This window comes from Fulvimonas sp. R45, assembly GCF_030504985.1.
Classification (GTDB): domain Bacteria; phylum Pseudomonadota; class Gammaproteobacteria; order Xanthomonadales; family Rhodanobacteraceae; genus Rhodanobacter_A.
In genome coordinates, this window is the sequence record NZ_JASERU010000002.1 from 151,466 (window position 1) to 177,105 (window position 25,640).

At 70.5% G+C, this 25,640-nt stretch carries 20 protein-coding genes; 11 read left to right on the top strand and 9 right to left on the bottom strand.

The window, feature by feature from the left end:
* Positions 1-61: 61 nt before the first annotated feature.
* The 4 genes from QMK61_RS02265 to QMK61_RS02280 all read right to left on the bottom strand — a co-directional run bounded on the left by QMK61_RS02265 (position 62) and on the right by QMK61_RS02280 (position 5,747).
* The gene (locus QMK61_RS02265) at positions 62-1,006 is read right to left on the bottom strand and encodes an FAD-binding protein (protein WP_302070137.1); all 945 of its coding nucleotides are present in this window, start codon (positions 1,004-1,006) and stop codon (positions 62-64) included.
* 98 nt (positions 1,007-1,104) lie between these two features.
* The gene (locus tag QMK61_RS02270) at positions 1,105-1,851 is read right to left on the bottom strand and encodes an electron transfer flavoprotein subunit beta/FixA family protein (RefSeq protein WP_302070139.1); all 747 of its coding nucleotides are present in this window, start codon (positions 1,849-1,851) and stop codon (positions 1,105-1,107) included.
* Positions 1,852-1,975: 124 nt separating this feature from the next.
* Positions 1,976-4,069: a glycosyltransferase gene (locus QMK61_RS02275; RefSeq protein ID WP_302070320.1), complete on the bottom strand. Its 2,094-nt coding sequence runs from the start codon at positions 4,067-4,069 to the stop codon at positions 1,976-1,978.
* Between the two features lie 76 nt (positions 4,070-4,145).
* On the bottom strand, positions 4,146-5,747 hold the full coding sequence (locus QMK61_RS02280) for an electron transfer flavoprotein-ubiquinone oxidoreductase (protein ID WP_302070141.1): 1,602 nt from the start codon (positions 5,745-5,747) through the stop codon (positions 4,146-4,148).
* A 161-nt stretch (positions 5,748-5,908) separates the two neighbouring features.
* Between QMK61_RS02280 and QMK61_RS02285 the strand changes: the two genes are divergently transcribed.
* The 9 genes from QMK61_RS02285 to QMK61_RS02325 all read left to right on the top strand — a co-directional run bounded on the left by QMK61_RS02285 (position 5,909) and on the right by QMK61_RS02325 (position 16,321).
* Positions 5,909-7,306: an amidase gene (locus QMK61_RS02285; RefSeq protein WP_302070142.1), complete on the top strand. Its 1,398-nt coding sequence runs from the start codon at positions 5,909-5,911 to the stop codon at positions 7,304-7,306.
* Between the two features lie 147 nt (positions 7,307-7,453).
* The gene (gene cysD / locus QMK61_RS02290; RefSeq protein WP_302070143.1) at positions 7,454-8,371 is read left to right on the top strand and encodes a sulfate adenylyltransferase subunit CysD; all 918 of its coding nucleotides are present in this window, start codon (positions 7,454-7,456) and stop codon (positions 8,369-8,371) included.
* Positions 8,371-10,245 carry an adenylyl-sulfate kinase gene (gene cysC / locus QMK61_RS02295; protein ID WP_302070144.1) on the top strand — a complete coding sequence of 625 codons (1,875 nt, stop codon included), beginning with the start codon at positions 8,371-8,373 and terminating at the stop codon, positions 10,243-10,245. The genes cysD and cysC overlap by 1 nt, the downstream gene beginning before the upstream one ends.
* Positions 10,246-10,516: 271 nt before the next feature.
* On the top strand, positions 10,517-11,689 hold the full coding sequence (locus QMK61_RS02300; RefSeq protein ID WP_302070145.1) for a DegT/DnrJ/EryC1/StrS family aminotransferase: 1,173 nt from the start codon (positions 10,517-10,519) through the stop codon (positions 11,687-11,689).
* A gap of 8 nt (positions 11,690-11,697) precedes the next feature.
* On the top strand, positions 11,698-12,315 hold the full coding sequence (locus QMK61_RS02305) for an alpha-ketoglutarate-dependent dioxygenase AlkB (RefSeq protein ID WP_302070146.1): 618 nt from the start codon (positions 11,698-11,700) through the stop codon (positions 12,313-12,315).
* 69 nt (positions 12,316-12,384) lie between these two features.
* Positions 12,385-13,485, top strand: a complete 1,101-nt coding sequence (gcvT, locus tag QMK61_RS02310; protein WP_302070147.1) for a glycine cleavage system aminomethyltransferase GcvT — start codon at positions 12,385-12,387, stop codon at positions 13,483-13,485.
* Positions 13,486-13,566: 81 nt separating this feature from the next.
* Positions 13,567-13,962, top strand: a complete 396-nt coding sequence (gcvH, locus tag QMK61_RS02315) for a glycine cleavage system protein GcvH (protein ID WP_302070149.1) — start codon at positions 13,567-13,569, stop codon at positions 13,960-13,962.
* Between the two features lie 488 nt (positions 13,963-14,450).
* On the top strand, positions 14,451-15,014 hold the full coding sequence (gene metJ, locus QMK61_RS17615; RefSeq protein WP_345783610.1) for a met regulon transcriptional regulator MetJ: 564 nt from the start codon (positions 14,451-14,453) through the stop codon (positions 15,012-15,014).
* A 290-nt stretch (positions 15,015-15,304) separates the two neighbouring features.
* On the top strand, positions 15,305-16,321 hold the full coding sequence (locus tag QMK61_RS02325; RefSeq protein ID WP_302070150.1) for an energy transducer TonB: 1,017 nt from the start codon (positions 15,305-15,307) through the stop codon (positions 16,319-16,321).
* Between the two features lie 81 nt (positions 16,322-16,402).
* On the opposite strand, the gene QMK61_RS02330 is transcribed toward QMK61_RS02325, so the two are convergent.
* Entirely contained in the window at positions 16,403-17,677 is a 1,275-nt protein-coding gene (locus QMK61_RS02330; protein ID WP_302070151.1) for a serine hydrolase domain-containing protein, read from the bottom strand.
* Between the two features lie 198 nt (positions 17,678-17,875).
* Here QMK61_RS02330 and QMK61_RS02335 point away from each other — a divergent pair, with 198 nt between their 5' ends.
* Positions 17,876-19,189: an MFS transporter gene (locus QMK61_RS02335; RefSeq protein WP_302070152.1), complete on the top strand. Its 1,314-nt coding sequence runs from the start codon at positions 17,876-17,878 to the stop codon at positions 19,187-19,189.
* A gap of 3 nt (positions 19,190-19,192) precedes the next feature.
* Here QMK61_RS02335 and QMK61_RS02340 read toward each other — a convergent pair whose 3' ends face one another.
* From QMK61_RS02340 to mtgA, 3 genes are all read right to left on the bottom strand, one after another.
* Positions 19,193-19,621 (bottom strand): CBS domain-containing protein, encoded by a 429-nt coding sequence (locus tag QMK61_RS02340; protein ID WP_302070153.1) that lies wholly within the window; start codon positions 19,619-19,621, stop codon positions 19,193-19,195.
* Positions 19,622-19,661: 40 nt separating this feature from the next.
* Positions 19,662-20,627, bottom strand: coding sequence for a glycosyltransferase family 2 protein (locus QMK61_RS02345; RefSeq protein WP_302070154.1), 966 nt, complete (start codon positions 20,625-20,627; stop codon positions 19,662-19,664).
* 250 nt (positions 20,628-20,877) lie between these two features.
* Complete coding sequence (mtgA, locus tag QMK61_RS02350) at positions 20,878-21,591, bottom strand: monofunctional biosynthetic peptidoglycan transglycosylase (RefSeq protein WP_302070155.1); 714 nt, start codon at positions 21,589-21,591, stop codon at positions 20,878-20,880.
* A 111-nt stretch (positions 21,592-21,702) separates the two neighbouring features.
* On the opposite strand from mtgA, the gene QMK61_RS02355 reads away from it, so the two are divergent.
* Entirely contained in the window at positions 21,703-22,596 is an 894-nt protein-coding gene (locus tag QMK61_RS02355) for an Hsp33 family molecular chaperone HslO (RefSeq protein ID WP_302070156.1), read from the top strand.
* Between the two features lie 31 nt (positions 22,597-22,627).
* Here QMK61_RS02355 and QMK61_RS02360 read toward each other — a convergent pair whose 3' ends face one another.
* On the bottom strand, positions 22,628-25,507 hold the full coding sequence (locus QMK61_RS02360) for an EAL domain-containing protein (protein WP_302070157.1): 2,880 nt from the start codon (positions 25,505-25,507) through the stop codon (positions 22,628-22,630).
* Positions 25,508-25,640 lie beyond the last annotated feature (133 nt).

A 25,640-nucleotide genomic window follows, 5' to 3' on the forward strand; every position in this document is an offset into this window, starting at 1 on the left:
GTTGCCTGACGACAAGAGGCCGCGCCGTTGAACGGCCCCTTGGTCGTCGTGGCGCAGGCACTCAGTCCAGCGCCTGCTCCAGCTCCGGAATCAGCTTGAACAGGTCGCCCACCAGCCCGAAGTCCGCCACCTCGAAGATCGGCGCTTCACTATCCTTGTTGATCGCGACGATGGTGCCGGCGTCCTTGATGCCGGTGAGGTGCTGGATGGCGCCGGAGATGCCGATGGCCATGTACAGCTCCGGCGCGATGATCTTGCCGGTCTGGCCTACCTGCAGGTCGCTGGGCACGTAGCCGGCGTCCACCGCGGCGCGCGAGGCGCCCACGGCCGCGCCGAGCTTGTCGGCCAGCTTGAAGATGATGTCGAAGTTCTCCTTCGAGCCCACGCCGCGGCCGCCGGAGACCACCTTGCCGGCGCTCTGCAGGTCAGGGCGGTCGCTCTTGCCCGACTGCAGGCCGACGTAGCGGGTATGCGCGGGCAGCGCCACGTCTAGCGAAAGCGCCTCGATCGGCGCGTTGTTGTCGCCGCTGGCGGCGGCCGGCCACGAGGCGGTGCGCACGGTGGCGACCACGGTGTGCGTCGGCTCGGCCTCGACGGTGACGATGGCGTTGCCGGCGTAGATCGGCCGCTTGAAGGTATGCGTGCCTTCCACGCTCATCACGTCGCTGACCTGGGCCACGCCGAGCAGGGCGGCGACGCGCGGCATCACGTCCTTGCCGAAGGTGGTGGAGGGCGCGAACACGTGGCTGTAGCCGGCGGCGGCCCTAGCGACCTGCGGCGCCAGCACGGCGGCCAGCGGATGCGCGTTCTCGGCGCGCTCGACGGTGAGCACGCGGTTCACGCCTTCGATCTTCGCGGCCTCGGTGGCCAGGGCGCCGGTGTAGGCGGCCAGCACCAGCACGTCGATGGATTCCGGCTTGACGGCGGCGGCCGCGCTCACGGCGCGCGCGGTGGAAGGGTTCAGCGTGCCGTCCAGGTGTTCGGCGATGACGAGGATCTTGCTCATGGCATGGTTCCTTGGTGTCCTGCGCTTGCAGGGGCGGCTCCAGTCGCGATGCTCTTGGCGTTGGCCGCGGTTGGAGCCGCTGCTGCGGGAAATGTGGGTTACAACAGGCCCTTCTGCCTGAGGGCGGCGACCAGCTCGGCTGCGTCCTTCACCATCACGCCCTTGCTGCGCTTGGGCGGCGCGGCGTAATGCGTGGTCTTGAGGTGGTCGCCGCTGTCGACGCCCAGCGAGGCGAGCTCGACCACGTCGATCGGCTTGGACTTGGCCTTCATGATGTCCGGCAGCTTGATGAAGCGCGGCTCGTTGAGGCGCAGGTCGGTGGTGACGACCGCGGGCAGCTCCACCTCGATGGTTTCCAGGCCGGCGTCCACCTCGCGCGTCACCGTGGCCTTGCCGTCGGCGATCTCGACCTTGCTGGCGAAGGTGGCCTGCGGGCGGTCCCACAGCGCGGCCAGCATCTGGCCGGTCTGGTTGGCGTCGTCGTCGATCGCCTGCTTGCCCAGGATCACCAGGCCGGGCTGTTCCTTCTCCACCAGCTTCTGCAGCACGCGGGCCGCGGTGAGCGGCTGCACCGCGTCGGCCGTGCTGACGTGGATGGCACGGTTGGCGCCCATCGCCAGGCCGTTGCGCAGGTGCGCGGTGAGGTCGGCGGGGCCGATGCCCACCACCACCACTTCCTCGGCGAGACCTTTCTCGCGCAGGCGCAGGGCCTCTTCCAGCGCGATGTCGTCGAACGGGTTGGCGGAGAGCTTCACGCCGTCGGTCACCACGCCGGTGCCGTCGGGCTTGACCTGGATGCGCACGTTGTAGTCCACGACGCGCTTGTAGCCGACCAGAATCTTCATCAGCGGTTCCTTCGAGTTGCCGGGCGCCGGAGGCGCAGTAGAACCGCGATTCTAACCCGAGACGCCGCTCCATGCGGTTGCGTATGGGGTGACGCCTGCCGCCCCCGCGACCTGGTGGTGCTTATCAGCCGGGGCCTGCGTCCGGTGCGGGTGGCAAAGCCCGGAGCAGGGCCGCCCGTGCGGCCTCGAAGGAAAAGTGCCGCCGCACGTTGTCCAGCCCGGCATCGGAAAGCCGCAGCCAGAGCGCCTCGTCGTCGTAGAGCCCGAGCACGGCATCCGCGAAGCGACGGGCGTCGTCGGCGAGCAGCACGTCGTGCCCGTCTTCCAGCTGCATGCCTTCCGCGGCCAGCGTGGTGGCCACCACGGGCAGGCCGTAGCTCATCGCCATGTTGACCTTGCCCTTCACGCCGGCGCCGAAGCGCAGCGGTGCGAGCGCGATGCGGCAGCCGTCCATCCACGGCTCGAGTCCGGGTACCCGGCCGTGGACATGCACGCCGGGTCCGGCGAGGGCGGCACGTTGCGCGTCGGGAATGTCGCCGACCAGGTGCAGCGGGATGTCCGGGCGCCGCGCCCGGATCAGCGGGTAGATCTCCTCCACCAGCCAGCGCACGGCGTCGACGTTGGGCGGATGGCCGAAGCCGCCGACGAAGATCAGGCCCGAACGCGGGGCGAAGCCCGCGCGCCGGCCGAAGACCTCGTGCACGTTCGAGAGCAGCTCGATGCGGGCATCGGGGACGTCCGCGGCGAGCAGCGAGCATTCGGCCGGACTGACCACGAAGCTGACGTCGCAGGCGCGTATCAGCGCGAGCTCGCGTCGCTTCGACGCCTCGGCCTGGCGCAGCAGGGCGGCGTTGCCGGCGTGCTCGGCAGCGCGTCGCTCGCGCAGGAAGTGCAGGTCCACCGTGTCGAACAGCACCCTGGCCCGCGGCGCCAGCCGCCGCACCAGCTCCAGGTGCGGGTGGGCCACGTAGTGGCGGCACAGCATCACCGCATCGAGCAAGGCGCCTTCGCGCTTCAGCCAGGCCGCCAGCGGGGGCGACCAGGGTTTGCACAGCACCCGCACGCCGAGCGCGCCGAGCAGGGCGATCCCGTGCGCGTCGGCGCGCCGGTTGTCGGCCATGAAGGTGACGCGCCAGCCCAGTTCACGCAGCAGCCGCATGATGTTGACCAGGCGCAGCGAACCGGAGTCGCGCGCCGGGTCCGGCGTCAGTGCGTCGACGATCAGGATGTGGCGGCGACCGTCATGGTGGACGGCCTGGGCCACCGGCGTGCGCGGCGCGGGTTGCCGCTGCAGGGCCGCGTGCCACTTTTCGACGAACTTGGCCCGGTTGATGGCCTGGTACTGCTTGACGCCGGCGAACGGGTCCAGCCCGGAGCTGACACCTTCGCAATGCACCACCAGGCTGGCGGGCTGGTAGATCACACGGCGGCCGGCGGCGCGCACGGCGAAGGCGAGGTCCATGTCCTCGCAGTAGGCGGGCGCGTAGCGCGTGTCGAAGCCGCCGACCTGCCGGAACAATGCCGCCTCGATCATCATCGAGGCGCCGGAGACGTAGTCCGCGTCGCGCCGGTAGAGGAACAGCGGGTCGTCGCGGTCCTCGAAGCGGCCGTAGTTCCAGGCCCCGCCGTCGGCGTAGACGATGCCGCCGGCTTCCTGCAGGCGGCCGTCGGGGTAGGCCAGCCGGCTGCCCGCCAGGCCGCAGCCGGGCTCCTCGGCGAAGCAGTCGAGCAGGCGGTCCAGCCAGCCCGGCATCACCTGGGTGTCGTTGTTGAGGAACAGCAGGAAGTCGCCGCGGGCCGCCGCGGCTCCCGCGTTGCAGCTGCCGACAAAGCCGAGATTGCGTTCGTTGCGCAGCAGGCGCAGGCCGTCGATCCGCGCCAACGCGGTGGCGCTGTCGTCCGGCGAGGCGTCGTCCACCACGATCACCTCGAACGGCGCCTGCGCGCCATGGCGCGCGATCGAGCGGAGGCAGGCCAGGGTGTAGGGCAGCTTGCCGTGGACGGGGATGATCACCGAGACGCGCGGTTGCCCGGCACCGGGCAGGGCGAAGGGCACGAAGGGGGCGTCCAGCGGTTCCAGACGCCATGTGGCGTCGACGGGAGGGCGGGGCCGGAGCTCCTGCGCGACCCGCGAAACCGTGCCGCGCAGGCCGCGCTGGGCCACGCTGCCGGACAGCCGCTGCAGCAGGAAGTGCAGGCGTTTCAGGTGCCAGCGCATCGTCACGGGGAACGTGCTTCGACTTCAGTGGACGCCGCGGCGGGCCATGCCTCCACCGCGGGGAACGGACCGTGCTTCACAGGTTCTGGTAGTTCGGCCCCGAGCCGCCTTCCGGCGTGACCCAGGTGATGATCTCGTACGGGTCCTTGATGTCGCAGGTCTTGCAGTGCACGCAGTTGGCGGCGTTGATCTGCAGGCGCCTGCCGCCCTCGTCCTCGACCATCTCGTACACGTTGGCGGGGCAGAAGCGGGTGCAGGGATTGCCGTATTCCTTCGTGCAGCGGTCGACGCAGATGCTGGTGTCGGCCACGTGCAGGTGGATGGGCTGGTCCTCGTCGTGCTCGGTGGCGGCGAAGTAGACGCCGGCGAGGCGGTCGCGCGGCGGCAGTTCGCGCGGCGCGTAGTCGCGCTTCGGTTCCTCGCATTCGCCCAGCTTGTGCAGGCTGGACCAGTCGGGCTTGTTCTTCAGCGTCCACGGCGAGCGGCCGCCGGTGACGGTTTCCCAGGCGGCGTTGAGCAGGCCGAACCACAGGCCCTTCTTGAAGGCGGGCTTGATGTTGCGCACCTTCTTCAGTTCGGCCATCGCCTCGGAGCCGCGCAGCTTGGCGTCGAAACCGGCGGGATCCAGGCCGGCGGCGGCGAGGTGCTCGGCGGCGAGCATGCCGCTGCGGATCGCCTGGTGCGTGCCCTTGACCTTGGGCACGTTGAGCAGGCCGGCGGTGTCGCCGATCAGGATCGCGCCGGGCATCTCGCACTTCGGCAGCGACTGCCAGCCGCCGGTGACGATGGCGCGCGCGCCGGCGGAGAGGATGTTGCCGCCTTCCAGCAATGGCTTCACGTGCGGGTGGTTCTTCCACTGCTGGAAGGCCTCCCACGGCTGGTAGTTCGGGTCGCTGTAGTCGAGGCCGCTGACGTAGCCGAGCGCGATGCGGTCCTTGTCCAGGTGGTAGAGGAAGCTGCCGCCGTAGGTATGGCTGTCGGCGGGCCAGCCGAAGCTGTGCACGATCCTGCCGGGCACGACGCGGCCGGCGGGCACCTGCCACAGCTCCTTGATGCCGATGGAGTAGCCCTGCGGGTCGGCGTTCTTCGCCAGGTCGAAGCGCTTGATCAGCTGCTTGGTGAGGCTGCCGCGCGCGCCTTCGGCCAGCACGGTGACCTTGGCCTTGATGTCGATGCCCTGGGTGTAGCCCGGCTTGTGCGTGCCGTCCTTCGCCACGCCCATGTCGCCGATGCGCACGCCGGCGACCGATCCGTCCTCGCCGTAGACGACGTCGGCGGCGGCGAAGCCCGGGAACACGTCCACGCCCAGCGCCTCGGCCTGCGGCGCCAGCCAGGCGCACAGCGCGCCCAGCGAGACGATGAAGTTGCCGTGGTTGCGCATGCCCGGCGGCACCGGCAGCCGGCGGCCACCGGTCTTCGACAGCAGCCAGAACTCGTCCTCGCCGGCCGGCACGCAGACCGGCGGCGGGTGGTCGCGCCAGCCGGGCAGCAGCGCGTCCAGCGGGCCGGGTTCGATCACCGCGCCGGAGAGGATCTGCGCCCCGATGGTGGAGGCCTTCTCGATCACGCACACCGTGGTCTCGGGCTGCAGCTGCTTCAGGCGGATCGCGAACGACAGCCCGGCCGGGCCGGCGCCGACCACGACGACGTCGTATTCCATGGTTTCGCGTTCGCTCATCGCGGACTCCCGGTGCGGTGGGCCGGCACGAGGCCGGCACGGCGGTCGATCAGACCGCCCATTGTCCGGGTTCGCGCCCCGCGCGGCAACGCGTGCTGCGACACCGCTTGCAATCGCGCGACGCGCCGTGGCGATAATCGGCGCACGCCACGGGAGCCCGCATGAATGCCTTGCCGCCGATCGCCGACCTCGACCTGCGTCGCGCCACCGTCTGCCAGCTGCTGCACTGGCTGGCCTCCGACCGGGTACAGCCGCGCGTACTGGCCGACGTCTACCAGGAGGCGATCGAGCGCATCAATCCGCAGCTGAACGCCTACGTGGGGCTGAGCCCGGGCCTGCTGCAGGAGCAGGCGCGCACCGCGGGGCACCGCCGCCGCGACGGCGTGATCGGCCGGCTCGACGGCATCCCCATCGCGCTGAAGGACAATTTCGACATCGCCGGTTGGCCCACCCGCGCCGGCCTGCCCGGCCGCGAGCAGCCGGCCGAGCACGACGCGCACGTGGTGGCGCGCCTGCGCGCCGCCGGCGCGGTGCTGGTGGGCAAGACCAACATGGACGAGGGCGCGCTGGGCGCGGCCACCGACAACCCGCACTACGGCCCCACCCACAACCCGTGGAAGCACGGCTACAGCGCCGGCGGCTCGTCGGGCGGCGCCGCGGCGGCCGTGGCGGCGGGCCTGGCCGCGGCGGCGGTGGGGTCGGACAGCCTGGGCTCGATCCGCATCCCGGCCAGCTATTGCGGCCTGTTCGCGCTGAAACCCACGCACGGGGAGATTTCCGCCCGCGGCATGGTGCCGGCGGCGCGGCGGCTCGACGCGGTGGGCCTGCTGGCGCGCAGCGTAGCCGACCTCACCGTGCTGCTGCAGGTGCTGGCCGGCTACGACGCCGACGACGCGCGCTCGCGCCGCCGTCGCGTGGCGCTGGCGCCGCCGGACTGGGAGCCGGGCAAGCTGCGCTGCGGCCTGCTGCCCGACCTGGCCGCGGTGGGCGTGCAGCCCGGGGTGGCCGCGCTGTTCGAGGACGCGCTGGCCCGGCTGCCGCGCGAGCTGGGCGAACGCCGCACCGTGGATTTCGACGACTGGCCGTTCGCGCGTACCCGTCGCGCCGGCCTGCTGCTGATGGAGGCGGAAATGCTCGGCACCTTCGCCGACGACCTGGCCGACACGGCGCACCCGGTGTCCGGCCGCTTCCGCGGCATGCTCGACTACGCCGCGCGCAAGAGCGCCGCCGACTACGCGATGGCCGACCGCGTGCTGGATGCCGCCACCCTGAAGATGCGCCGCCTGTTCGCCCAGGTCGACGTGCTGGTGCTGCCCACCACGCCGCAGGGCGCCTTCCCGCTGGGCGGCCCGGTGCCTGACTCGCAGGCCGACCTGACCAGCTTCGCCAGCCTCGCCGGCTGTCCCGCGGTGAGCATCCCGATGGGGCGCCTGCCCGACGGCCTGCCGGTCGGATTGCAGTTCGTGGGCGCGCGCGGCTCGGACCTGCGCCTGCTGGAGCTGGCCGCCGTGTGCGCCGCCACGCTGGATGCGGAGCCGGCCTACCCGGCGCTGGCCTGAGGCGGCGCCGGGCACGGTCGGACGCGATATGCCAGCGTGTCATCTGCCGATGGCCGCTGGTCGTTTCTGGATGCTGCGACACCTCGCTAGCATGGCTGGACGGCCTGGCGTCAGCGTGGTCGCGCACCACTTCCGGATTCCCGCACCATGAGCCAGCCCGCCAGCCTCCAGCGCAGCCACCTCGACCAGCTCGAGGCCGAGAGCATCCACATCTTCCGCGAGGTGGCGGCCAGCTTCCAGCGGCCGGTGATGCTGTATTCAATCGGCAAGGATTCCTCCGTGCTGCTGCACCTGCTGCGCAAGGCGTTCTACCCGGCGAAGCCGCCGCTGCCGCTGCTGCACGTGGACACCACCTGGAAGTTCCGCGAGATGATCGCCTTCCGCGACCGGGTGGCCGCGGAAGGCGATGTCGAGGTGCTGGTGCACATCAACCAGGACGGCGTGCGCCAGGGCATCTCGCCGCTCACCCATGGCGCCACCGTGCACACCGACGTGATGAAGACCCAGGCGCTGAAGCAGGCGCTGGACAAGTACAAGTTCGATGCGGCCATCGGCGGTGCCCGCCGCGACGAGGAGAAGTCGCGCGCCAAGGAGCGCGTGTTCTCCTTCCGCAACGCGCAGCACCGCTGGGACCCGAAGCAGCAGCGGCCCGAGCTGTGGCAGCTGTACAACACGCACATCCACCAGGGCGAGAGCGTGCGCGCGTTCCCGCTGTCGAACTGGACCGAGATGGACGTCTGGCAGTACATCCGACGGGAGTCGATCCCGGTGGTTCCGCTGTATTTCGCCAAGCCGCGCCCGGTGGTGGCGCGCGACGGTGCGCTGATCATGGTGGACGACGAGCGCTTCGTTTTGCGTGAAGGCGAGCAGGTCGAGACGCGCACGGTGCGCTTCCGCACGCTGGGCTGCTATCCGCTCACCGGCGCGGTGGAGTCCGACGCCGACACGCTGGACAAGGTCATCGCCGAGATGGCGGACTCGCGCAGCTCCGAGCGGCAGGGCCGGGTGATCGACCACGACCCCTCGGCCTCGATGGAGCGCAAGAAGCAGGAGGGCTATTTCTGATGGCCGCCCGGATCGAACCCCGCACCGCCGAGGCCGGACGCGGCCTGCTGCGCTTCATCACCTGCGGCAGCGTGGACGACGGCAAGAGCACCCTGCTGGGGCGCCTGCTGTACGACGCCGGCATGCTGCCGGACGACCAGCGCGAAGCGCTGGAGCGCGACAGCCGTCGCCACCACGGCGACAGCGGCGTGCTCGATTTCTCCCTGCTCACCGACGGCCTCGACGCCGAGCGCCAGCAGGGCATCACCATCGACGTGGCCTACCGCTACTTCCACACCGCGCGGCGCAGCTTCATCGTCGCCGACTGCCCCGGCCACGAGCAGTACACCCGCAACATGGCCACCGGTGCTTCCACCGCCGAACTGGCGGTGGTGCTGGTCGACGCGCGCAAGGGCGTGCTGACGCAGACGCGCCGGCACACCTACATCTGCGCGCTGCTCGGCATCCGCCAGGTGGTGCTGGCGGTGAACAAGATGGACCTGGTCGGCTACGACGAGGACACCTACCGCGCGATCCTCGCCGACTACCGCGCCCTGGCGTCCGGCTTCGGCATCGACGCGGTCGTCGGCCTGCCGGTGTCGGCGCTGCTGGGCGACAACGTGGGGCAGCGCTCCGCGCGCATGCCGTGGCATGCCGGGCCCAGCCTGCTCGAGGCGCTGGAGTCGGCCGAAGCCGCCGCTGTGCCGGCCGCCGAGTTCCGCCTGCCGGTGCAATGGGTGAGCCGGCCCGACCAGTCGTTCCGCGGCTATGCTGGCACCGTCTGCGGCGGCCGCGTGGCACCCGGCGACGAGGTGGTGGTGCAGCCTGGAGGACGGCGTGCGCGCATCGAGCGCGTCGTGACGGCCGGCGGCGACCTGGCCGAGGCCGTCGCTGGCCAGGCGGTGACATTGACCCTGGACCGTGAACTCGACGCCAGCCGCGGCGATGTCATCGCCGCCGCGGCGCACCCCGCGCCGGAAGCCGACCAGTTCGCCGCGCACGTGCTGTGGATGGGCGACGAAGCGCTGCTGCCCAACCGCAGCTACTGGCTGAAGATCGGCACGCGCACGGTGAACGCGCGCATCACCTCGATCAAGCACAAGGTCGACGTGAACACCCAGGCGCGGCTGGCCGCGCACCGGCTGGAACTGAACGAGGTCGGCTACTGCAACGTGGACCTGGACCACGCCATCGCCTTCGAGCCCTATGCGGTCGACCGCGTGCTGGGCGGCTTCATCCTGATCGACCGCCAGACCCACGCCACCGTGGCCTGCGGCATGCTGGACTTCGCGCTGCACCGCGCGTCCAACGTGCACTGGCAGCACACCGACGTCGACAAGCGCGCGCGCGGCCTCAGCAAGGGCCAGCGGCCGCGCTGCCTGTGGTTCACCGGGCTGTCCGGCGCGGGCAAGTCCACCGTCGCCAACCTGCTGGAGCGCCGCCTGCACGCGCAGGGCTACCACACCTACCTGCTCGACGGCGACAACCTGCGCCATGGCCTCAACCGCGACCTGGGCTTCACCGCCGAGGCGCGGGTGGAGAACGTGCGCCGCGTGGCCGAGGTGGCGCACCTGATGGCCGACGCCGGGCTGATCGTGCTGGTGTGCGTGATCTCGCCGTTCCGCGGCGAACGCCGCTTCGCCCGCGAGCTGTTCGACGACGGCGAGTTCGTCGAGGTGTTCGTCGACACGCCGCTGGAGGAATGCGAACGGCGCGACCCCAAGGGCCTGTACCGCAAGGCGCGCGCCGGCGAGATCAGCAACTTCACCGGTATCGACTCGCCGTACGAGGTGCCCGAATCGCCGGAAGTGCATTTGCGGACCTCGGGCTTGCGGGTGGAACAGATGGTCGAGCAGTTGTCGGCCTACCTGCTGGGTGACGCCCCCCAGTCTTGAGGCGCCGCGGGTTTCCGCATGCTCACGGCGGGTAGACGGAAGGGTAGACGGAACGGGTGCAGGAACATCCGTTCGCGTTGAGCGTAGGCCCGCAGGGCCGGAGTCGAAACGCCTGGCCAGGTGGCGGCCTTCGACTCCGCTTGCTATGCAAGCTACGCTCAGCGTGAACGGGTTCGGGCCGGTGCACACCCCTGTCGTCCAGCCCTAGGCGCATGGACGCCGCCGCGCTTTCGTAATAGAACGGGCGCTTTCCACCGACAGGGCCGGGCGCATGCCAGCCGAATCCACCCAGCCGCCCTTCCTGGTCTTCGGCGCGCCGCAGGTCGACGAGGCGGAGATCGACGAGGTGGTGGCCTGCCTGCGTTCGGGCTGGCTGGGCACGGGGCCGCGGGTGGCGCAATTCGAGCGCGATTTCGCCGCATGGCGGCGGGTGCAGCCGGCGCAGGTGGCGGCGGTCAACTCGTGCACCGCCGCGCTGCACGTGAGCATGGTCGCGGCCGGCATCGAGCCGGGCGGCGAGGTGGTCACCACGCCGCTGACCTTCTGCGCCACCGTCAACGCGATCCTGCACGCCGGCCTGACGCCGGTGCTGGCGGACGTCGACCCGCATACCCAGAACATCGACCCCGACGCGATCGAGGCGGCAATCACCCCGCGCACCCGGGCGATCCTGCCGGTGCACTTCGCCGGGCGGCCGTGCGCGATGGACCGCATCATGGCGATCGCCGGGAAGCACGGCCTGGCGGTGATCGAGGACTGCGCCCACGCGGTGGAGACCGAGTTCCGCGGCCGCCCGGCCGGCACCTTCGGCGACTTCGGCTGCTACAGCTTCTACGTCACCAAGAACGTCACCACCGGCGAGGGCGGCATGATCGTGGGCCGCAGCGAGGCGCACGTGGCGCGGGCGAAGGTGCTGGCGCTGCACGGCATGAGCAAGGATGCCTGGCACCGCTTCGGCGACGCCGGCTACCGGCACTACCAGGTGGTCGAGTGCGGCTTCAAGTACAACATGATGGACCTGCAGGCGGCGATCGGCCTGCACCAGCTCGCGCGGGTGGAGGAAAACTGGCGTCGTCGCCGATGGCTGTGGCAGCGCTACGACGAGGCCTTCGCTGATCTGCCGCTCGGCCTGCCCGAGCCGCCGGAGCCGGACACCCGCCACGGCCACCATCTCTATACGGTGATGATCGACGAGGACCGTTGCGGCATCGCCCGCGATGCCTTCCTCGACGCGATGAACGCGGCGCGCATCGGCACCGGCGTGCATTACCTCTCGATCCCCGAGCACCCGTATTACCGCCAGCGCTTCGGCTGGACGCCGGAGCGCTGGCCGCACGCGATGCGCCTGGGCCGGCAGACGGTAAGCCTGCCGCTGTCGCCGGCGCTGTCCGACGCCGACGCGGAGCGGGTGATCGCGGCCGTGCGCGGCCTGGTCGGCGGCTGAGGACGCGCATGCGCGAAGCCGGCTGGCAAGCGGTGGCCTTGCCCGGCGCCGAGGTCGCGCTGGCGCCGGACTGGCTGGACGCCGGCGAGGCCGACGCCTGGATGGCGCGCCTGTACGCCGACATCCCGTGGGAAACGCACCGCCTGCGCCTGTTCGGGCGCGAGCTGGACGCGCCGCGGCTGAGCTGCTGGATCGGCGACCCCGGCGCCGCCTACGCCTACTCGGGCCGCCGCTTCGAGCCGCGGCCGTGGCCGTCGTCGCTGGCCGCGCTGCGCGAGCGCGTGGAGCAGGCCTGCGGCGCGCGCTTCAACAGCGTGCTGGCCAACCTGTACCGCGACGGTGGCGATTCGATGGGCTGGCACAGCGACGACGAGCCGGAACTGGGCGAGCGGCCGCTGATCGCCTCGCTGAGCCTGGGGGCGCGACGCCGCTTCCGCTTCCGTCGCCGCCGCGCGCGCGGCGAACCGGCGCGGCCCGGCGACACGCTGGAACTGGTGCTGCCGCACGGCAGCCTGCTGCGCATGGGCGGCGATACCCAGCGCCTGTACCGGCACGACCTGCCGAAGGCGCGCGCGGTCGCCGGGCCGCGCATCAACCTTACCTTCCGCCTCACCCTGGTGCGTTGAACCCAGGCGGTGCTTGGATTGCGCCGAGGCGGCGGGCGATAATCGCGCTTTCCCCCAGGTGCCCGAGCGATGACCGAGAAGACCGTACTCAACGCCACCCACCGCGCGCTCGGCGCGCGCATGGTCGATTTCGGCGGCTGGGACATGCCGATCAACTACGGCTCGCAGATCGAGGAGCACCACGCGGTGCGCCGCGACGCCGGCATGTTCGACGTCTCGCACATGACCGTGGTGGACCTGCACGGACCGCGCACGCGGGAGTTCCTGCGCCACCTGCTGGCCAACAACGTGGACAAGCTCAAGACCACCGGCAAGGCGCTGTACACCTGCATGCTGAACGAGCAGGGCGGGGTGATCGACGACCTCATCGTGTACTTCTTCGACGAGGCGCACTTCCGCCTGGTGGTGAACGCCGCCACCCGCGCCAAGGACCTGGCCTGGATCGCGAAGCAGGCCGTGCCGTTCGGCATCGAGGTGAACGAGCGTCCCGACTTCGCGATGATCGCGGTGCAGGGTCCGAACGCCCGCGCCAGGGTGATCGGCCTGTTGCACGCGGAAGATCGCCCGCGCATCGAGAAGCTCGGCCGCTTCGCGGCGGCGGCGGCGCAGGGCCCGCACGGCATGCCCCTGTTCATCGCGCGCACCGGCTACACCGGCGAGGACGGCTTCGAGATCGTGGTGCCGAACGAGCATGCGGTGGCGCTGTGGGAAGCGCTGGCCGCCGCTGGCGTGAAGCCGGCCGGCCTCGGCGCGCGCGACACGCTGCGGCTCGAAGCCGGCATGAACCTCTACGGCCAGGACATGGACGAGACCGTCTCGCCGTGGGGGGCCAACCTCGGCTGGACTATCGCGCTGGACGAGGGCCGCGACTTCATCGGCCGCGTCGCGCTGGAAAAGCAGAAGGCCGAGGGCGTGAAGCGCGTGATGGTCGGCCTGGTGCTGGACGAGAAGGGCGTGCTGCGCCACGGCCAGAAGGTGCTCACCGCGAATGGCGAGGGCGAGATCCTCTCCGGCAGCTTCGCCCCCACGCTCGACAAGGCGGTGGCCTTCGCGCGGATCCCCGCCGGCGAACCGGGCGAGGTGCGCGTGGATATCCGCGGCCGCGAGGTGCCGGTGCGCGTGGTGAAGTACCCGTTCGTGCGCGACGGCAAGCCTTGCGAGGGCATCTGAGCGCGTACGTGTTGCGCATTCCGCGAAGCGGCTAGAATCGCCGCGAGCCCCACCCCGACCACATCACCACTGGACCCGATCATGAGCGAGATTCCCGGCGATCTGAAATTCCTCAAGTCCCACGAGTGGGCCCGCGTCGAAGACGGCGGCCTGGTGCGCGTGGGCATTTCCGACCATGCGCAGGGCCAGCTCGGCGACCTGGTCTACGTGGAGCTGCCCGAAGTCGGCGCCAGCGTGCAGGCCGGCCACGGCGCGGCGGTGCTGGAATCGGTGAAGGCCGCTTCGGACATCTATTCGCCGGTGTCCGGCGAGGTGGTCGAGGTGAACGAGGCGCTCGCCGACAAGCCCGAGACGATCAACGAGGATGCCTACGGCGAAGGCTGGATCTTCGTGGTGCGCATGAGCGATCGCGGCGAGCTGGGCGAGCTGCTCGACGCCGACGCGTATGCCGAGCTGGTCGAGAACGAGGACCACTGAGCACACCCCTGGCGTACTGGAACGCCGCCGTCCGCGGGAGCGGCCGGCGGCGTTTTCGTGACGGGCACGCGGGGGCCACAGGCCGGCCCGGATGCTTCCGCGGTCGCCCGCCGGGCTCGGCGAGGCGGCGTTCCGGTCGCGTTCCGTTCATCCGCGCGGCGCCGCTTCCCGGCGCGCCGCATGCGCGCGGGAGCGATGCTGCTCGATGTTCCGCATGGCCATTGCAGACGGGCCTCCCGCGCATCCGGGTGGCGGAAAGCCTTGTGTGGCGCGGCTTCCGGCGTGACGGCGTTTTCAAGGGCTATTTTCGAATGGACGTATGGACGTCCATCTGGAAAATGCCTGGACGACCCCGGCAGGCTTGTGCGACGCGGCTTCGCGGGCCCTCGGAGGGTGGGTGAAAAGGATTGATTTCGTAGCTAAAATCAATTGACAGAAGAAATCTTCAGGAATAGTTTTCGCTTCAGATTACGGGGAACAAAGGCGTCATGGCAGCAAAATTCGTCGAGCCTTATGTCGAGCACGGTGAGAAGGCCGGGTCGGTACGCAAGATCACGGTCTCCATTCCGATGCACGTACTGCGGCTTCTTTCCGATTTGCGCACTTACCGCCAGGTCAACAATCTTCGGCACGCCACCAACAGCGATCTGCTCGTGGAGGCGTTCCTGCATGCTTTTACTGGGCAACCACTGCCAACTGATGAGGAGCTGAGACGAACCATGGCTACTGCCAAGAAAACCACTGCCAAGAAACCGGCCGCCAAGAAGGCTGCCAAGAAGACCACCGTGAAGAAGGCCGCCGTGAAGAAGGTTGCGGCGAAGAAGTCCTCCGCGAAGAAGCCGGTGGCCCGCAAGCCGGCCGCCAAGAAGGCAACGAAGAAGGTCGCCAAGAAGGCGGCCGCCAAGCGTCCCGCCGCCGCCAAGAAGGCCGCGGTCAAGAAAGTCGCCGTGAAGAAGGTCGCCGCCAAGAAGGCGCCGGCCAAGAAGGCTGCCCCGGCCCGCGTGGTGAAGGCCACCCGCGCCGCCAAGCCGAAAGCCGCCAAGAAGAAGTAACCACAACAAGCTCGATCGAACTTCGCTCCCTGCGGTGCCCAGCGCGGGGAGACGTTTCGAAAGCCCTTCGTCCCGGCCCAGGCCGGGACGCTTCGTTTCCGGAGGCACAAATCCGGGGGCGCCGGCTAGAGCAAAATGCGCCGTCGTGCCGTGACCTCCGCCCCGATTTGCCGTGCTGGCGTATTAGCGCTACCTTTCCGCCATCCGCGCTGCGGCAAGCCAGGGGGCTTGCCGCTCCTGGATCCACAGGGGGGAAGCGCGGGTATCTGATGCCACTCAGCGAAGAGACCATGGATACCCGATACATGCTTGGTGCGCGCCGTCGCGCGCGCGGGGCCGCCCGGCCCATCATTCTTGCCGTCGTCGCCGTCATCGTGCTGCTGGCCGCCGCGTCCTGGTTCCTGATCTTCAGGCCCCACCAGGAACTGGTGGCCGCCGACGCCGGCGGCCATCCGTCCACGCCGGTCACGGTCGGCCATGCCGCGGCGCCGCCGGTCAACGTGGAGGCGATGAGCGTCAACCAGCTGCTGGCCGAGGCCAGCAAGGCGATGAAGGAGCAGCGCTACCTCGCGCCGGAGGGCAACAACGCCTTCGAGTTCTACCTGAAGGTGCTGCAGAAGCAGCCGGGCAACCAGGTGGCCAGCGACGCGTTGCGCGAGACTTTCCCGTTCGCGGCCTCGGCCGCGGAGCAGACGATCAACCAGCGCAACTTCGACGAGGCGCAGCGCGAGATCGACCTGCTGTCGAAGGCCGACCCGACCAACTTCACACTGACCATCCTGCGCTCGAAGCTGGACGCCCAGCGCAAGACGCTGGACCAGGAGCAGCAGAAACAGCTCGACCAGCAGCACCAGCAGCAATTGGCGGCGCAGAAGGCGGCGGCCGACAAGGCGGCTGCCGAGAAGTTGGCGCAGCAGCAGGCGGCGGCCGAGGCCGCGAAGCGCCAGCAGGCACTGGCGGCGCAGCAGCAGGCGCAACAGCAGGCGACCGCCGCGCCGGCGCCGGAGAGCGCGGCGCCCGCCAGCGCGGGCGCGACCCGCGACGCGGTGCTGACCCGGCAGGTCAACCCGCGCTATCCGACCTCGGCCCAGCGTGCCGGCATCGAGGGCTGGGTGGAAGTGGACTTCACGGTGGACGTGGAAGGCGACGTGCGCGACGCCAAGGTGGCCGAGGCGCAGCCGCGGCACGTGTTCGACCGCTCCGCGCTGGAAGCAGTGAACCGCTGGAAGTTCGAGCCGGCCATGCGCGACGGCAAGCCGGTGGCCAGCCAGCTGCGCCGCCGCATCCAGTTCAAGCTGCGCCAGTAACGAACGCGGCGGTTGCCGGAAACACGAAGGGCGGGGCATCGTTGCCCCGCCCTTTGCATGTGCGCTTCCGCGTTGGCCGGCTCAGCGCCGGCGGTGGCGCACTCTGCGTCGCGGCGCCGCCCTTTTCGCGGGCGGCGCGTGTTCCACCCCGGCCCAGTCCTCGTGCGGCAGGCCGAGCACGCTGTCGAACAGCATCGGCACCACTTCCGAAGGCGTCAGCCCGGGCGAGTCGCGCAGCATCACCACGCCGAAGCGGTATTTCGGGAAGAAACCGATCAGGGTGCGGTAACCCTCTACCGCGCCGGCGTGGAAGATCAGGGTTTGCCCGGCATAGGTGAACACCCGCCAGCCCAGCGCGTAATGCGCGCTGGTGAGGCGTGCGCGGCGCCACGGCGTGGAGTGCAGTTCCGGCGGCGTGGACACGCCCGGCGCGTGCAGCGTCTGCAGCAGCGCCGGCGGCAGCACGTCGGGACGGCCGCCCATCTGCGCGATCAGCCACTTCTCCATGTCGCGCAGGCTGGCGTTGACGCCGGCGGCGGGTGCCACGCGGTAGTACGCCTCGCGCGGCTCGTACGGCATCCAGCCGGAGCCGCGCTTGCGGTGCGGGCGCGCCCAGTCCTTGTTCATCTCCAGCGCGGCGCGGCCGTAGCTGGCCGAGTGCATGCCGAGCGGGAAGAACAGGCGCTTGTCCACCTGGTGATAGTAGAAGTCGCCGGTCTTGGCGTAGATCACGTCGCCGATCAGGCTGAAGGCCACGTTCTGGTAGCCGTAGCACTGGCCCACGTCGCAGGCCAGGTCCACCTCGTCCAGCTTGCGCACCAGTTCCTCGTAGGGGACGTTGTCCTCGAGCAGGTTGTCGTAGGTATTGCGCGGCAGGCCGATGCGCTGGCCCAGGATGTCGCGCACGGTGGCCTCGGCGGAGGCCTGCGCGTCCTTCAGCTTGAAGAACGGCAGCACGTCGACCAGCCGGGTGTCCCAGCCGAAGCTGCCGTCGTCGACCAGCAGGCCGGCCAGCGCGGTGGCGAAGGCCTTGGACAGCGACGCGAGGCGGAACACGGTATCCGGCGTCACCTTCGCCGCGGTGGCGGCGTCGGCGTAGCCGGTGGTGTGCTCGTAGACCACCTTGCCGTCGTACACCACTGCGGTGGCCAGGCCAGCCACCTCGTTGCGCTGCTGCAGGGTGTCCAGCCAGCGGGTGTAGTCGGCGAGCGCGGATTTCAGGCGGGCGGGCGGCAGGGCTTCGCGGGCATCGGCGCTGGCGACGGTGGTGGCCGGCGCGGTGGAGGGCTGCGCGGCGGCGATACCAGCCAGGCCGAGCAGGCCGGCGATCAACAAGGGCAACGGGCGAAACGGCATGAGGCGTCGTGAGGTCAGGCGGCAGGGGCGCTGGGCGCGTGGCGTGGGATGGGTAGCGCCCGATTGTGGTGCAGCGTGCCGTGCTTCTCAACGGCGCGCGCTCATCCAAGGATCTGGGACAAGCAGCGTCGCCGGATCGTTCGCGCTGCGGAAGGACGCGCATGCTAGTCTTGCCGCGGCCCACGCTGGATCCGCACGGTGAGTCCCTCCCCCCAAGCCGCCGCGAGCGAACGCCCCACCGCCGTGTTGTCCGCGCTCGCGTTCTTCTTCGTGCTCACCTCGTACTACATCGTGCGGCCGGTGCGCGATCAGCTGAGCGGCGCGGTAGGTTCATCGCAGTTGCCGCTGTTCTATGCCGCCACCTTCGTGGCGATGCTGCTGCTGACGCCGGTGTTCGGCGCGATGGTGGCGCGCTTCCCGCGCCGCCGCCTGCTGGGCTGGAGCTATTGTTTCTTCATCGCCTGCCTGCTCGCCTTCGTGCCGGCCTTCCTGGAGCAGGCGCGTATCGGCGCGCGCCTGCTCGGGGTGGTGTTCTTCGTCTGGGTCAGCGTATTCAATTTGTTCGTGGTATCACTGTTCTGGAGCTTCATGGCCGACATCGTGGACAGCGCCCAGGCACGGCGCACGTTTCCGCTGATCGCGCTGGGCGGCATGGCCGGCGCGGTATTCGGGCCGGCGGTGACCAGCCTGCTGGTGGGCGTGCTGGGCGTGGCGCCGCTGCTGGTGGTGTCGGCGCTGATGCTGGGCGCGGCGCTGCTGCTGCTGCTGCAGTTGTCGGTGCGCGCCGGCGCCGGCAGCGCGCACGGCGAAGCGGCCATCGGCGGTTCGCTGTGGGCTGGCGTGCGCGAATTATGGTCGCGACCGTTCCTGCGCTGGATGGCGATCCTGATGGTGCTGGGCGACGGCATCGGCACGCTGGCCTACGCGCTGGTGGCCGACTACGCCAAGGCGCATCTGGCCTCCAGCGCGGCGCGCACCGCGTTCTACGCCCACATGGACCTGGCGGTGAACATACTCGGCGCGCTGCAGCAGCTCACCCTGACCCGCTGGCTGCTGGTGCGCCGCGGCGCCGGCTGGGGGCTGGTGTTGCCGGCGCTGGTGAACGTGGCGCTGCTGTTGATGGTGGTGGGGGGGGGCCACGCCACGTTGTCGATGCTGGGCGTGGCGGTCACGCCGCTGGTGGCGGTGATGATGGTGATGTCACGCAGCTTCGCCTATGGCATGACCAAGCCCGCGGTGGACGCGCTGTATACCCGGGTGCCGCGCGAGGCGCGCTACAAGGGCAAGAACTTCATCGAGACCGCGATCTGGCGCTTCGGCGACCTGCTGGTCACCAGCGGCGTGAGCGGGCTGGGCAAGCTCGGCGTCGGCGTAGCCGGCATGGCGCTGATCGGCGCTATCGCGTCCAGCGTGTCGGTATGGGTGGCGCAGCGAGCCGGCCACTCGCCGGACCTGCTGCCGGAAGGGGAGCCGGAAACACCCGACGGCCGGGCCGCGTCGCGCGTAGGCTGAGTCTCAGCTGGTGATGTAGCGCTGCAGCTGCTCGATCTGCTCGGCCTGTGCCTCGATCACTTCCCTGACCAGGTCGCCGATGGAGATCACGCCCGCCACGCGCCCGCCTTCCACCACCGGCAGGTGGCGGATGCGGCGGTCGGTGCACAGGCGCATGCAGTCGAACACGTCGGTGTCGGGGCCGACGGTGAGCGCGGGGCTGCTCATGATCTCGGACACCGCGGTCTGCGCCGAGGAGCGCCCCTGCAGGATCACCTTGCGCGCGTAGTCGCGCTCGGACACGATGCCGAGCAGGTTCGTTCCTCGCATCACCAGCAGCGCGCCCACGCGGCGCTCGGCCATCAGCTTGATCGCCTCCAGCACCGGCGCCTCGGGCGCGATGGCGAAGATGTCGCTGCCTTTCCGTTCCAGCAGATGCCTGACCTGACGCATGTCCCGATCTCCCGGGCGGCCGCGGGTCGGCCGCGTGGCGTCAGTCTAGCGCGGCCGCGTGGGACGGGCGTGAAGCCGTGCCGGCCGGCCGCCGCTCCTCCACGAAGTACAGCGGACGCTGCTTGCTCTCGGCATAGCTGCGGCCCAGGTATTCGCCGATCACGCCCAGCGCCAGCAGCTGCACGCCGCCGAGGAACAGGATCACTACCATCAGCGAGGGATAGCCGTGCACCGGGTCGCCGTACAGCATCGCCTTGCCCAGCACCCACAGCCCGTAGACGAAGGCCAGCAGCGCGGCGGCCAGGCCGGTCCAGGTGGCCAGCTTCAGCGGCGCGGTGGAGAACGAGGTGATGCCCTCGATCGCGAGCTGGGTGAGTCGCCAGTAGTTCCACTTGCTGCGTCCGGCCTGGCGTGGGGTGCGCTGGTAGTGCACGGCGGTCTGGCGGTAGCCGATCCAGGCGAACAGGCCTTTCATGAAACGCTGGCGTTCGCGCAGCTGACGCAACGCGTCCAGCGCGCGGCGCGAGAGCAGGCGGAAGTCGCCGGTGTCGCGCGGCACCGGGGTATCGGAGAGCCGCTCCATCGTGCGGTAGAACGCCGCCGCGGTGAGGCGCTTCAGGCCGCTCTCGCCGGCGCGCGCGCTGCGCGTGGCGTAGACCACGTCGTGGCCGGCCTGCCATTGCGCCACCAGTTCGGGGATCAGCTCGGGCGGGTCCTGCAGGTCGGCGTCGATCACCACCGCGGCGTCGGCGTCCGCGTGGTCCAGCCCCGCGGTGAGCGCGGCCTCCTTGCCGAAGTTGCGCGACAGCTTCAGCCCGCCGCAGCGCGGGTCGCGCCCGGCCAGCGTGGCGATGACCGCCCAGGTGCCGTCCCGGCTGCCGTCGTCCACGTACAGCACGTCGGCGTCCAGCGGCAGCGTGTCCAGCACGGCGGCCAGGCGCTGGTGGAATGCCTCCAGCACGGCGGCTTCGTTGTAGGCGGGAACGACGACGGTGAGCTGGGGCATGCGCGGTACCCGGGAAGGAAACAGCCGCATGCTAGCGAAGCGCCATGGTTTTTACTCCCTCTCCCCTGCGGGGAGAGGGTCGGGGTGAGGGGTCAACCTCGCGAGGCGGTGGTCAAGGGCAAGTGCGCTTCGCGCGGGTGTCCGCGCGGGCACCCGCCCCATCCCAACCTTCTCCCCATAGGAGAGAAGGAGCGGATGGGCCGGGCGGGTTCGCGTCTCCGTGCGGCAGGGCCAGGATCCACGCCGCGCATCAGCGCGAGACTTGGTTCAAATAGCCCACGCCCAGCTGCCGCATCTGCTGCTCGATCCACGCGGTGCGCCGCTGCACGTAGGCGCTGGGGCGGTCCACGTGCAGCCGCCGCGGGCTGGGCAGCACCGCGGCCAGCCGCGCGGCCTGCGCCGGGCCGAGCCGGGCAGGCGGCTCGTGGTAGTAGGCTTCGCTGGCCGCGCCGACGCCGTAGATGCCGTCGCCCAGCTCGGCGATGTTCATGTACACCTCGAGGATGCGCCGCTTCGGCCAGGTCGCCTCGATCAGCACGGTGAAGTACGCCTCCAGTCCCTTGCGCACGAAGCTGCGGCCGTTCCACAGGAACAGGTTCTTCGCGGTCTGCTGGCTGATCGTGCTGGCGCCGCGCAGGCGCGCGCCGTCGTCGGCGGCGTCGATGGCCTCGTGGATGGAGTCGAAATCGAAGCCGTGGTGGAACGGGAATTTCTGGTCCTCGCCGGCCACCATCGCCAGCGGCACCGACGGCGAGATCCGCACCCACGGCACCCAGTGCTGGCGCAGCTGGAAGTTCTTCTCGCCGTGGATCCAGGCGCCGATGTGGCGCTCCACCATCACCGCCGAGGTGAATGGCGGCACGAAGCGCAGCACCAGCACCGCCAGCCAGGTGAGCGCCAGCCAGGCCAGCGCGAGGAGCGCGAGCCAGCGCAGCAGGCGGCGGAAAGTCGGGCGCAGGGCCATGCGGGACCGGAATGGCTAAGCTCGCGCCAGTATAAGCGGCGTGGCCCATGGCATTGTCATCGCCGATGGCGCCCCCATCTCTGCCCGCCTGACCCTGTCGAGGTGAATGACGTGGAAACCGTGCTGGTCGAAGACGTGCTGCATCGCTTCCTGCTCGAGCGCGCCGGCGTGCGCGGCGTGCTGGTGCGCCTGGGCGCGGCGTGGCGTGAGGTCGCCGGCCGCGACGACTACCCGGCGCCGCTGCGCGCGTTGCTGGGCGAGGCGCTGGCCGCCAGCGCGCTGCTCACCGGCAACATCAAGCTGGACGGCGCGCTGTCGATCGAGCTGAAGAGCGCCGGCCCGCTGCGCCTGCTGTTCGCCGAATGCACCGACCAGGGCCGCCTGCGCGGACTGGCGCGCTGGAACGGCGAGCTGCCCGCGCCATTGGCGCTGTCGGCGCTGCCGCAGGCGGTGATGGCGATCACCATCGGCCATGCCGAGCGCGGCCAGCGCTACCAGGGGCTGGTGGCGCTGGAGCGTCCCGATCTGGCCGGCGCGCTGGAGAACTACTTCCGCCAGTCCGAGCAGTTGCCGGCGAAGCTGGTGCTGGCCGCCGACGGCGGGCACGCGGTGGGCCTGATGCTGCAGAAGCTGCCCGGCGAGGGCGGCCACGACGCGGTGGAGGACGCCGACGCCTGGCCGCGCATCGAGCACCTCACCGACACGCTGGACGCCGCCGAGCTGCTGGCCACCGCGCCGGAACAGCTGTTGTACCGGCTGTACCACGAGGAGTCGGTGCGCCTGTTCGAGCCGCGCCCGCTGGCCTTCGGCTGCAGCTGCTCGCGCGGGCGGGTGGAGGCGATGCTGCGTTCGCTGGGGCGCGAGGAAGTGCAGGCGGCGCTGGACGCGCAGGGCGGCGAGATCGAGGTGACCTGCGAGTTCTGCGCGCGGCAGTACCGCTTCGACCGCATCGATGCCGAGCACCTGCTGGGCGGCGGCGGGGCGGCCGCGTCCACCGTGCAGTGAGGCGCGTCGCCGCGGACGCCCGGACGGGCGCTCAGCCCGCCGCCAGCCGGACGGTGTCCAGCCAGTCTTCCGCGGCGCGCGCGTCGGCGAACAGGAAGCCCTGGCCGTAGCGGCTGCCGATCCGCAGCAGCGCCTGCCGCTGGCGCTCCTCCTCGATGCCCTCGGCGATCACCTGCAGGCCGAGCGAATCGGCCAGCACCTGGATCGCGCGCACCACCGCCACGCCGCCCTCGTGCTCCATCTCCACGATGAAGGAGCGGTCGATCTTCAGCGTCTGCACCGGATACTGGTGCAGGTAGCTGAGCGAGGAATAGCCGGTGCCGAAGTCGTCCAGCGCCACGCCCACGCCGTGCCGGCGCAGGTTGCCGAGGATGCGCTTCACCTGCGCCGGGTTCTCCAGCAGGGTGTGCTCGGTCACCTCGATGCGCAGGCAGTGCGGCGGCACGCGGTGGGCGCGGAACAGGTCGAGCAGGCGCTGGTCGAGGTCGGCCGAGCGGAAGTGCCGGCCGGACACGTTGAAGCTGACGAAGCCGTGCTCGCCGACCAGCGCGCCGGCCTGCGCGCAGACCTGCTCGAAGATCTGCCAGTCGATGCTCTCGGAGCTGCCGTTTTCCTCGGCCACGGCGAGGAAGTCGCCGGGCATCAGCAGGCCGCGTTCGGGATGGCGCCAGCGCAGCAGCGCCTCGTAGCCGACGGTACGGCCGTCCTCCAGCGCCACGATGGGCTGGTAGAACGGCACGAACTCGCGCCGGCCCAGCGCGCGGCGCAGGTCACCCTCCATCTCCAGCAGCGACAGCGCCTCGTAGCGCAGGCGGTCGTCGAACACAGCGGCGCAGTGGCGGCCGGCGTCCTTGGCGCGGTACATCGCCGAGTCGGCGTCGCGCAGCAGCTCCTCCGGGCGCAGGTAGTGCGGGCTGGAGACGGCGATGCCGATCGAGGCGGAGGTGAACACCTCCTTGGCGCCGAGCCGGAACGGCACCTGCAGCTCGCCGATGATGCGCTCGGCCACCTGCACCGCGTGGGGCGCATCGTCCACGTCCTCCAGCAGCACCGCGAACTCGTCGCCGCCCAGCCGCGCCACCACGTCGCGGGTCTTCAGGCAGGCGCGGATGCGGCCGCCGACCTGGAACAGCAGGTCGTCGCCGATCAGATGGCCGACCGAGTCGTTGATGACCTTGAAGCGGTCCAGGTCGATGAACAGCACCGCGAACAGCGTGTCCGGGTTCTGCTGGTGGCGCTGCATCGCGTGCTCCAGCCGCTGCAGCAGCAGGGTACGGTTGGGCAGGCCGGTGAGCGAGTCGTGCAGGGTCTCGTATTTCAGCCGGCGCTCCACCCGCTCGCGCTCGGCGATCTGCTCGCGCAGGTCGCGGTTGGCCAGCGCCAGCGCGCGGGTGCGCTCGGTGACGCGGCGCTCGAGGCTGGCGTAGGCGTGCTTCAGCGATTCGTTGGTGCGCTTGCGCTGCAGCGCGTTGGCCACGTGGTAGCCGACGAAGGTGAGCAAGTCCTGGTCGTGCTCGCCGTAGACGTGCTCGGGCGTGTAGCTCTGGACCACCAGCGCGCCGCGCACCTGGCCGTCCCACACCAGCGGCACGCCCAGCCAGCAGACCGAAGGCGTGCCCGCCTCGTGGCACGTGTCCTGCTCGGAGAGCCGGGCGAAGACCTGCCGGTCGGCCAGCAGCGGCTGGCCGGTGCGCATGACGTATTCGGTGGCGCCCTTGCCGACCGGGCGCGGCTGGCGCTGCGCGTCGGCCTCGTCCACCGAATAGGGGAAGCTGATCCGCTGGCCGTCCTCGTCCAGCAGGGCGATGTAGAAATTGCGCGCGTACAGCAGGCCGCCGATCACGCGATGCATGGCGGCGTAGAAGTCCTCGCCGCCCTCCGGAGCGCTGGCCAGCTCGGCGATGCGGAACAGCGCGGCCTGCAGCTGCTCGCCGCGCTGGCGCTGCAGCACCTGCTGGCGCAGCACCCGGTTGGCCGCGCGCAGCGCCGCGGTGCGGTCGGTCACGCGGCGCTCCAGCTCGGCCTGCGCCTCGCGCCGTTCCAGCGCGGTCTGCACATGCTGCGCCACGTAGCTCAGCAGTTCGCGGTCCTGCCGGGTGTAGTGGGTGTCGGGCCGGTAGCTCTGCATCACGATGCCGCCGACCACGCGGCTGCCGCGCAGCAGCGGCACGCCCAGCCAGTACTCGCAGGCCGGGCCCACCTTCTCGAAACGGCCCTGGAACTGGCGCTCCAGCTCCTGCATCGAGCCCATCAGCGGCTGGCCTTCCTTCAGCAGGTTCCAGGTGAGGCTGTGGCGGATCTCCTGCAGTGGGATGTCCTGGTCCGGCAGCGGCGGCTGGCGGTCCATCGTGTCGACGTAGTAGGGGAAGCGCACGGTACCGGCGGCCGCGTCGTAGAGCACGATGTAGAAATTCTCAGCGTACATCAGGCTGCCGACGATGGCGTGCAGCGAGCGCATCACCTCCACCAGCGGGTGGGTGGCGGCGGCCTGCTCGGCGATGGCGTACAGCGCGCGTTGCAGGCGCTCGGCCAGGGCCAGCCGGGAGATCGCCTCGTACAGCCGGCCGGTTTCCGCCAGCTGGCGCATGCGCGTGGCGGCCAGCCGGCCGAGCCAGGCGAAGCGGGCGCGCCGCGCCTCGTCCAGTTCGCCCGGATCGTCCAGCACCAGCAGGCGCGAGCCCTGCGCGTCACGCGCCAGTTCCAGCACGGGGGCGGTGGCGACCTCGTCCGCCGCGCGCCAGCGCAGGCGCCCGGCCACGCCCAGGCAGCGCAGCGCCGTGCTGCAGATGTCCAGCACGCTGGCCGCGTCCGCGGCGCGGCACAGCCGCTCCACGCTGTCGTGCAGGCTGGCCGTCGCGTCCTCGGTAAGCCGCCAGGACCGGGCTGGACTGCTGTCGGACGATGAACTCATCGGACGGGGTCTGGTCTTATGCAGCGGTTAGTGCGGCGACTATATATCCGGATCGGCGGGCTTTGTCGCCGCGCCGGGCCCCTGTGCGCCGGCACATCCCATGCCGCGCCGCCGGCCGCGGGGGCCGCGTTCC